The sequence below is a fragment of the Thermodesulfobacteriota bacterium genome (genome assembly GCA_040755095.1).
Taxonomy (GTDB): Bacteria; Desulfobacterota; Desulfobulbia; order Desulfobulbales; family JBFMBH01; genus JBFMBH01.
On sequence record JBFMBH010000155.1, the window covers coordinates 1 to 10,234 of the forward strand.

Sequence of the window (10,234 nt, forward strand, 5' to 3'; positions counted from 1 at the left end):
GCTGCTCCACGACCGGGATCTGGTGGTGATCGCGGAGGTCTGCGACGAGGCGGCGGCCCTGGCCGCCCAGGCGGCCGGTGCCGACGGCCTCCTCGCCAAGGGCAACGAGGCGGGGGGCCTTGTGGGGGAGGAGACCGCCTTCATTTTGCTCCAGCGCCTGCTGGACCGGGTCAGCCTGCCGGTCTGGGTGCAGGGCGGCATCGGTCTTCATACCGCCGCCGCCTCGTATGTGGCGGGTGCCGCAGGGGTGGTCCTGGACAGCCAGCTCCTGGCCTGCCGGGAGGCCGGGCTGCCGGAGGCGGTGACCGCCTTTCTCGAGCGGATGGATGGCGGCGAGACGGTCTGTCTGGGGGGCGGCGGCCTCGCCCAGCTCCGCTGCCTGGCCCGGCCGGCCAAAGGCGCCTGGGAGCGGCTGCGGCTCTTTGGCCTGGAGCTGGCGGACGAGCCCGGGCCCGGGGCGGCCGAGCGCTGGCGCCAGGCCGCCGGCCAGGCCCTGGGCTGGGGAGCCCTGGAGGAGGCGGTCTGGCCCCTGGGCCAGGACGCGGCCCTGGCTGTCCCGTATGCCCGCCGCTTCCGTACCGTGGCCGGGGTGCTTGCGGCCTTGCGGCGGGCAGTGGACGAGCAGGTGACGCTGGCGGCCGAGCAGAAGGCCTTGGCCCAGGGTGCTCCCCTGGCCCGCTCCCTGGGCACCGCCTATCCCATTGTCCAGGGGCCGATGGCCCAGGTGAGCGACCGGCCGGCCTTTGCCCTGGCGGTGGCCGAGGGGGGCGGCCTGCCGTGTCTGGCCCTGTCCTGGCTGCGGGGCCCGGAGATCCGGTCCCTGGTGACCGAGACCCGGACCCTGCTTGGGGAGCGGCCCTGGGGGGTGGGGGTGATCGGCTTTGCCCGGCCGGAGCTGCGGGAGGAGCAGTTTGCGGCCCTGACCGAGCTGGCGCCACCGTTGGCGGTTCTGGCCGGTGGCCGGCCGGAGCAGGTGGAGGCCCTGACCGCTGCCGGCATCCGGGTCTTCACCCACGTGCCGTCTGCCGGCCTGCTCCGGATGTTCCTGGACCGGGGCGCCACCGGCTTCATCTTCGAGGGCCGGGAATGCGGCGGCCATGTCGGACCGCGCTCCAGCTTTCTTCTCTGGGAGCAGGCGGTGTCGCTGCTGCTTGCGGCCGTGCCGGCGACCGAGGCCAGCCGCTACGAGATCCTCTTTGCCGGCGGCATCCATGACGCCCGCTCCAGCGCCATGGTGGCGGCCATTGCCGCGCCGCTGGTGGCCCGCGGCATGGCCATCGGCGTCCTCATGGGCACCGGCTACCTGTTCACCGCCGAGGCGGTGGCCACCGGCGCCATCCTCCCCGGCTTCCAGGAAGAGGCGATCCGCTGCCAGGACACGGTCCTCCTGGAGACCAGCCCGGGACACGCCAGCCGCTGCGTGCCCACCCCCTTTGCCGCGGCCTTTACGGCCGAGCGGCGGCGCCTGCTCCGCCAGGGGCTGCCGGCGGCCGAGGCCGGCGCCCGCCTGGAGGGGCTCACCCGCGGCCGGCTGCGCATGGCCGCCAAGGGCCTCGCCGCGGACCCCAAAGCGCCCCAGGTCCCGGAGCGCGCCCTGGACCGGACGGCTCAGGAGGCGGAGGGGCTGTATCTCATCGGCCAGCTGGCGGCCCTCCACGACCGGCCTGCCAGCATCGCCGGCCTGCACCAGGCGGTGGCGGCCAGCGCCGATCTCCTGGCCGCCTGCCCGCCGCCGGCCCTGGCCGCCGGCCAGGAGCCGCGGCGGCCGGCGTCTTGCGATGTGGCCATCATCGGCATGGCCGGCTTCTTCCCCGGCGCCTCAGACCTGGCCGGCTTCTGGGAGAACATCCTGGACCGCCACGACGCGGTGACCGAGGTGCCGGCCAGCCGCTGGGACTGGCGCCACTACTTCGATCCGGATCCCAAGGCCCGGGACAAGGTCGTATCCCGCTGGGGCGGCTTTCTCGACCCCGTGCCTTTCAATCCCCTGGCTTACGGCATGCCACCGGCCACCATCCCCTTTGTCGAGCCCCTGCATCTCATCACCCTGGAGGCGGTGCGGGCGGCCCTTACGGACGCCGGGTACGAGGACCGGGATTTCCCCCGGGAGCGCACCGCGGTGGTCCTGGGGGTGGGGGGCGGCACCGCCGAGCTGGGCCAGCTCTATGCCCTGCGCTCGGTCCTCTCCCGGATGACCAGCCCGGAGGCGGCCTGGCTCCTGGACCGGCTGCCGGAGTGGACGGAGGACTCCTTCCCCGGCATCCTGCTCAACGTCACCGCCGGCCGGGTGGCCAACCGTTTTGATCTCGGCGGTCCCAACTACACGGTGGATGCGGCCTGCGCCGCCTCCCTGGCCGCGGTCTACGCCGGGGTGCGGGAGCTGACCGCCGGGGCCTGCGATCTGGTGCTGGCCGGCGGCGGCGACACGGTGCAAAGCCCCTTCGCCTTCCTCTCCTTCAGCAAGACCCACGCCCTTTCCCCCACCGGCCGCTGCCGCACCTTCGACGAGGCGGCGGACGGCATCGCCATCTCCGAGGGGGTGGCGGTGCTGGTGCTCAAAAGGCTGGCCGATGCCGAGCGGGACGGGGACCGGATCTACGCGGTGATCAAGGCGGTGGCCGGCTCCAGCGACGGCCGGGACAAGGGGCTGACCGCGCCCCGTCCCGAGGGCCAGGCGCGCGCCCTGGTCCGGGCCTACCACCAGGCTGGCTTCGGCCCGGACACCGTCGGGCTCATCGAGGCCCATGGCACCGGCACCGTGGTGGGCGACCGGGCCGAGATCGAGACCCTGCGGCAGGTCTTCGCGGTGACCGCGGCCAAGCCCGCCTCCTGTGCCCTGGGCTCGGTGAAGTCCATGATCGGGCATACCAAGACCACCGCCGGCGTGGCGGGCATGATGAAGGTGGCCCTGGCCCTGTACCACCGGGTGCTGCCGCCCACCCTGCATGTGACAAGGCCCAACGCCAGCCTGGCCGGCAGCCCCTTCTACGTCAACAGCGCCACCCGGCCCTGGCTGGCCGCCGGCGTCACCCCCCGCCGGGCCGGGGTTTCCGCCTTCGGCTTCGGCGGCACCAACTTCCACGCCGTGCTCGAGGAGCACGATGCCGATCTTCCGGTCAGGCCGGCGGTGCGGGACCACTGGCCGGCGGAGCTCTTTGTCCTGGCCGGCGAGACCAGGCCGATGCTGGCCGAGCGGCTGGAGCGCCTGGCCGCGGCGCTGGCGAACGGTGCCGCTCCGGCCCTGGGGGATCTGGCCCTGGGGCTGTGGCGAGCCTGGGGCCAAGGCCCGGTGCGGCTGGCGGTGGTGGCGACCAGCCGGGAGGAGCTGGCGGCGCGGCTGGCCCAGGCCCGGGCCGCCCTGGCTGCCGGCAGCGAGGAGCTGGACGACCGCCGGGGCATCTACGGCCGCTTCACCCCGACAGCCGCCGGTCAGGTGGCCTTCCTCTTTCCCGGCCAGGGCTCCCAGTACCCGGACATGCTCCGGGATCTGGCGGTGCTCTTTCCGGAGGTGGCGGGGGCCTTCGAGGCTGCTGACCGCCTGCTGGCCGGCCGGCTGGAGACGCCGCTCTCCGCCCTGGTCTTCCCGCCGCCGGCCTTCGACGAAGGAGCGGCCAGGGAGGCACGCCGCCGCCTCACCCGCACCGATGTTGCCCAGCCCGCCATGGGAGCGGCGGATGTGGGCCTGTGCCGCCTGCTGGCCAGCCTGGGGGTGCGGCCGGCGATGACCGCTGGCCACTCTTACGGCGAATATGTGGCCCTCTGGGCGGCCGGGGTGCTGGACGAGGAGACCCTGTTTGCCCTGTCCTCCGCCCGGGGCCGGCTGATGCTGGCCGCGGCCGGCCAGGATCTGGGTACCATGGCGGCGGTGGAAGCGGACCGCCAGACCGTGGCGGCGGCCCTGGAAGGGGTGGCCGCGGTCTGGCCCTCCAACTGCAACTCCCCCCGCCAGACCCTGGTCGCCGGCAGCCAGGCCGGCGTGGCCGAGGCCACCGGGATCCTGGCCAGCCAAGGCCTCAAGGTCTCGCCGGTGCCGGTCTCCTGCCCCTTCCATTCGCCCCTCATGGCGCCGGTCCAGGCGGACTTTGCCCCGCTCCTGGCCACGGCCGCCTTCCGGCCGCCCCGGCTGCCGGTCTTCTCCAACACCCTGGCCGGCCCCTATCCGGAGGAGACTGCCGGCTACGCCCGCCTGCTGGCCGACCACATCGTGACCCCGGTGGCCTTTGTGGACGAGATCGAGGCCATGTACCAGGCCGGGGCGCGGATCTTTGTCGAGGTGGGCCCGAAGAGCGTGCTCGCCAACCTGACCCGCCAGATCCTGGCCGGCCGGCCGCATACGACCGTGGCCCTGGACAGCGCCGAGCACGCCGGTCTTGCTGGCCTGTTGCACGGCCTGGGCCAGCTCCTGGCCGCCGGCGTGCCGGTGCATCTCGACCGGCTCTTCGCCGGCCGCCAGCTGCTCCCCGTGGACCCGGAGGGCCTGTCCGGGCCGGCTGCCGCCAGGAGCTATCCGGCCGGCACCTGGCTGGTGGACGGCGGCCGCGCCTGGCCCGCCAGCGAGCCGGCGCCGGCCCGGCCGATCCTGGATCAACCGCCGGCGGAGGTCCTCGCTCGCTCGGAGGCGCCGTTGCCGGCCGGACCGCCGGCCATCCCCTTGCCGGCTGCGGCACCGCTGGCGGGAGCCGGCGCCCCCCAGCCCGGCCTCGATGCGGTGCTGGGCGAGTTCCAGCGCCTCATGCAGCAGTTTCTGGCCACCCAGCAGGAGGTGATGACCGCCTATCTGGGCGGCGCCAGCGCCACCCCGCTGCCAGCGATGCCGGCAGCGGAGATCCCGGCCAGGCCCGCGGCGCCGGCAGCGGCGCCACCAGCCCCGGCCAGGCCGCAGCCAGCGGCCACCCCGCCGCCGGTACCTTCGCCGCCGCCGGCCCCGGCCGCGGCGCCAGCACCAGCAGCCAAGGCGGCCGACCCGGCGGCGGTGCTTTTGCGCCTGGTGAGCGAGCGGACCGGCTATCCGGCCGAGATGCTGGGCCTCGATCTCGATCTGGAGGCAGATCTGGGCATCGACTCCATCAAGAGGGTGGAGATCCTGACCAGCCTGGAGACCGCCCTGGGCCTACCCGCGGCCGGCCTGGCCATGGAAGAGGTGGGGCGGATGCGCAGCCTGCGCCAGATCATCGGCCACCTGGCGCGGCTGCAGCCGGCAGCGCCAACGCCGGCGGCCGCTCCGGCGGGCCAGCCGGCCGGCCCGGCGGTGGAGGCCGTCCTTCTGGGGCTGGTGAGCGAGCGGACCGGCTATCCGGCCGGGATGCTGGGGCTCGATCTCGATCTGGAGGCGGACCTGGGCATTGATTCCATCAAACGGGTGGAGATCCTGGGCTCCCTTCTGACCCGGCTGGGCCCCGGCGGGGCGGGCGAGGGGCTGGAGGAGCTGGGGCGCTTGAAGACCCTGCGCCAGATCCGGGACCGGCTGACCCGGGCGGGCGGCTCACCGGCCGCCAGCCCGGCAGCTCCAAAGGCGACGGCTGGCCAGCCGGCGGCCGTGCCGCCGCCCCGGGCGGCCAGCGATGACCGGGCAGCGCCCCGGCAGCTGACGGAGCTGGTGCCGCTGCCAGCGGCTGGGCAGTGCCTGGTGCCGCCGGCCGGCGGGCTGTTCCTGATCGTCGAGGATGCGGCCGGCGTGGGCCGGGAGCTGGCGGACCGCATCCGGGAGCGGGGCGGCAAGGCGCTCCGGGTGGTCGCCGGCGAGACCTTGCGCCAGGACGATGTTCCCTGGCAGGCGGATCTGGCCAGTCCGGCCGGGGTGCAGGCCCTGCTGGCCGCGGTGCGGGCCGAGGCGGCGCCCCTCGCCGGTCTGGTCCATCTGGCCGGTCTGGCCCCGGTGCCGGATCTGGCCGGCATGGATGGCGCCGCCTGGCAGGCCTGGCTGGACGGCCCGGTGAAGGGCCTCTATCTCCTGGCCCAGGCGGCGGGCCCGGAGCTGGCGGCGGCCGCCGGCTGGCTTCTGGTGGCAACGGCCGGTGCCGGGCTCGATCCGGCGGCCGGCCAGGTGTCGCCGGCGGCGGCCGGCCTGGCGGGGTTTGTCCGCTGCCTGGCCGAGGAGTGGCCGCAGGTGCGCTGCCGGCTGGTGGATCTGGCGGTGGGCGCGGCGGCGGTGGCCGCGGAGCGGCTCTTGGCCGAGATGGCCGACACCGGCGCTCCCCTGGAGGTGGCCTACCGGGGGGGCAGCCGCCTGCGACCCCGCACCCGGCTGGCGCCCCTGGACCGCCGGGGACCGCCCCGGCTGGCCATCGACCGGGACTGGGTGATCCTCCTTACCGGCGGCAGCCGCGGCATCACCGCCGAGGTGGCGGCCGACCTGGGCGAGCGCTTCCAGCCCACCCTGATCCTGGCCGGCCGTACCCCACCGCCCGGTGCCGTGCCCATGGCCACGGCCGGCGTCGCCGAGCCGCGGCTGCTCAAGCAGGCCATCATCGCCGAGCTGACCCAGGCCCAGGGCCGGCCGCCGGCCCCGGCCCAGGTGGAAAGTGAGTACCGCCGCCTGGTCAAGGAGCGGGAGGTGCGCGCCACCATGGCCCGCCTGGTGGCCACCGGCGCCCGGGTGGAGTACCAGGCGGTGGATGTCTGCGACGAGACGGCGATGCAGGCGCTCCTGGCGGAGATTGTGGCCCGCTACGGCCGCCTGGACCTGGTCGTCCACGGCGCCGGCCTTATCGAGGACAAGCTGGTGGCGGACAAGACCCCGGAGTCCTTCGATCGGGTCTTCCGCACCAAGACCGCGTCGGCCTTCATCCTGGCCCGGCACCTGCGCCCCGACTCCCTGGCGGGCTTAGTCTTCTTCACCTCGGTGGCCGGTCGTTTCGGCAACCGGGGCCAGGCCGACTACGGCGCGGCCAACGAGGTGGTCAACGGCCTGGCGGTGCGGCTCAATGCCCTTTGGCCCGGCCGGGTGGTGGGCATGAGCTGGGGGCCCTGGCTGGGCACCGGCATGGTGACCCCGGAGGTGGAGCGCCAGTTCGAGCGCCGGGGCATCAAGGGGGTGCCCATGGACGTGGGCCGGCGGCTGGTCGCCGATGAGATCCTTTACGGGCCCAAAGAGGAGCCGGTGGTGGTCATCGGCGGCGGGCCGTGGCTGGAGAATGACCCCACCCAGCCGGGAGGCGGTCGCTGATGGCCCCGTTGGATATCGCCATCATCGGCCTCGCCTGCATCTACCCCCAGGCGCCGGATGCCGCCACCTTCTTCCGGAACATCCTGGAGAAGAAGGATTGCACCAGCGAGCCGCCGGCATGCTGGGGCGCTGAGCGGTTCTACGACCCCGCCGCCACCAGCTGCGACCGCATCTACACCAAGCGGGGCGGCTTCATCCAGGATTTCGCCTTCTTCGATCCCGGCCAGTTCGGCATCATGCCCCGGACGGTCCTGGGCAGCGATCCGGCGGACTTCCTCTGTCTGGCGGTGGCCCGGGCGGCCCTGGCTGATGCCGGCTACCTGACCCGGCCGTTTGCCCGGGAGACCTGCGGGGTCATCCTCGGCCGGGGCAATGTCCTCAACCCCGGCAATGTCAACGGCGTGCAGCACGGGCTGATCCTCGATCAGACGGTGGAGATCCTCCGCCAGCTGCGGCCGGATCTGGGGGCCGATGAGCTCGCCCGCCTGAAGAGGGCCCTGGAGCAAAGCCTGCCGCCCTTCACCTCGGACAATGCGGTGGGCGGCATCCCCAACCTGGTGGCCGGCCGCATCGCCAACCGCTTCGACCTGGGCGGCCCCAACTTCACGGTGGACGCCGCCTGCGCCTCCTCGCTGATCGCCCTGGACCTGGGCTGCCGGGAGCTGGCCGCCGGCCGCTGCGACATGCTTCTCGCCGGCGGCGTCCAGGCCAACACCCCGGCCGAGATGTACATGGCCTTCTGCCAGCTGGGCGCGCTCTCCCGCCGGGGCCGGCTGCGGGCCTTCGACCGCCAGGCGGACGGCACCCTCATGTCCGAGGGCGTGGCGATGATGGTCCTGAAGCGCCGCCCGGATGCCGAGCGGGACGGCGACCGGATCTACGCCCTGGTGCGGGGGGTGGGCACCGCCAGCGACGGCCGGGCGACCAGCATCTTCGCCCCCCGGCTGGAGGGCGAGCTGCTGGCCCTGACCCGGGCCTACCGGGACGCCCAGCTGGCGCCGGCCTCCGTTGGCCTGGTGGAGGCCCACGGCACCGGCACCCCTTTGGGCGACCGCACCGAGATCGAGGCCCTGACCCGTCTCTTCGGACCGCGGGCCGGGGAGCTGCCGGTCTGCGGCGTCGGCTCGGTGAAGTCCAACATCGGCCACGCCCTGCCGGCGGCCGGCATGGCCGGCCTCATCAAGGCGGTCTCCGCCCTCCATCACAAGATCCTGCCCCCCACCCTGGCCGACGAGGTCAACCCCGAGCTGGGCATCGACCAGACGCCCTTCTTTGTCAATGCCGAGGCCCGGCCGTGGATCCACGGCAGCGACCAGCCCCGGCGGGCCGGGGTATCGGCCTTCGGCTTCGGCGGCATCAACGCCCATGCCGTGCTGGAGGAGTACCAGCCGTCCGGGGAGCCGGCTGTCGATCCCCGGCCGGACTGGGGCTGGGAGACAGTGGTGCTGGCCGCTGCCGACCGGCCGGGCCTCCTGGCCGCTGCTGCCCGGCTGGAGGCCTTTCTCGCCGCCCACCCGGCCATGCCCTTGCGCCACCTGGCTTTCACCCTCAACACCGGCGTCACGGCCGGGCGAGGTCTGCGGCTGGCCCTGGTGGCCCAGGATGGGGCTGATCTTCTGGCCAAGCTGCGGCAGGCCACCGCCCGGCTCGGCGACGGCGGCTGCCAGCGCCTGCGGGACCGGCGGGGCATCTATTTCTTTGCCGAGCCGGTGGGCGGGCAGCTGGCGTTTCTCTTCCCGGGCGAGGGCTCCCAGTACCCGGGGATGCTGGTGGATCTCGCCCTGCACTTTCCCGAGATACGCCAGGCCTTCGACCAGGCGGACCGGGTCTTTGCCGCCGCCGGCCTGTCGCCCCTACCCAGCCAAGTCCTGCTGCCGCCGCCCCTGGCCACCGCGGCCGAGGCGGCCGCGGCCGAGCGGCGCCGCTGGGAGATCGACTACGCGGTGGCCCTGGTCTATGCGGCCAACATGGGGCTCTTTGCCCTGTTGTCCCGCCTGGGCCTGACGCCTTTCGCCATGCTCGGCCACTCCTCCGGCGAGCTGGCGGCCATCCTCGCTGCCGGCGCGGTGGCGCCGGAGTCGGAGGCGGAGCTGCTCGCGCTGCAGCTGGAGCTCAACGCCATCCACCACCGGGTGGCGCCGACCCTGGCGCCAGCCCGGCTGCTGGCGGTGGGCGCCCCCAACCCGGCCCTGGTGCCGGAGCTGGTGGCGGCAAGCCAGGGCCGTCTGGTGGTGGCCATGGACAACTGCGCCCACCAGCAGGTGCTCTGCGGCCCCCCGGACGCCATCGACGCCGCCAGCGAGGCGCTCAAGGCCCGGGGCGCCATCTGCACCTTCCTGCCCTTCGACCGGCCGTACCACACGGCAGGCTTTGCCCCGGCGGTGGCGGCCTACGCCGGGCTGGCCCAGCGCCTGGCGGTCCGCCCGCCCCGCACCACCCTGTACTCGGCGGCCACCGCCCAGCCCTATCCGGCCGGCGAGGCCGGCATCCGGGAGCACATGGTCATCCCCTGGGCGCGGCCGGTGGCCTTCCGGGCCGCCATCGACAACCTCTATGCCGCCGGCTGCCGGCTCTTTGTGGAGGTGGGGCCCCGGGCCAACCTCACCGGCTTTGTGGATGACATCCTGGCCGGCCGGCCCTATCTGGCGGTGCCGGCCAATGTCCACACCCGCACCGGCATCGAGGGCCTGGCCCACCTGGTAGCCATCCTGGCCGCCCAGGGGCTGGACCTCGACTTTATGCCTCTGTATGCCCGGCGCCAGGTGGAGCGGCTGGATCTCCGGGAGGCCGCGCCGGCCCGGCCGGAGGCAGCTGCCAGCACGGTCATGGCCCTGGATCTGTGCCTGCCCCGGCTGCGCCTGGCGGAGCCGTTCCCCCTGCCGGCCGGGGAGATGGCGACCCAGCCCGCCGCCGGCCAGCCCGCGGCCGGTGCTGCGCCGGCGCAGACCGGCCGCGCCCTGGTCATGGCGGAATACCTGCGCAGCATGCAGCAGTTTTTGGATCTGCAGCGGGGGCTCATGACCGGGCTTGCCGGCGGCGCGCCGTTGCCGGCCGCGGCCCAGCCCGCCG

Annotated in this window: 2 protein-coding genes; both read left to right on the forward strand. The window is 74.2% G+C overall.

Features of this window, described 5'->3' with window-relative positions; translation table 11 throughout:
* The first annotated feature begins 1 nt into the window (after nt 1).
* Nucleotides 2-7,165: an SDR family NAD(P)-dependent oxidoreductase gene (locus tag AB1634_17150; GenBank protein ID MEW6221243.1), complete on the forward strand. Its 7,164-nt coding sequence runs from the start codon at nt 2-4 to the stop codon at nt 7,163-7,165.
* Nucleotides 7,165-10,234: type I polyketide synthase (locus tag AB1634_17155; protein ID MEW6221244.1), on the forward strand; the 3,070-nt coding region annotated here is incomplete at its 3' end. The genes AB1634_17150 and AB1634_17155, both read left to right, overlap by 1 nt.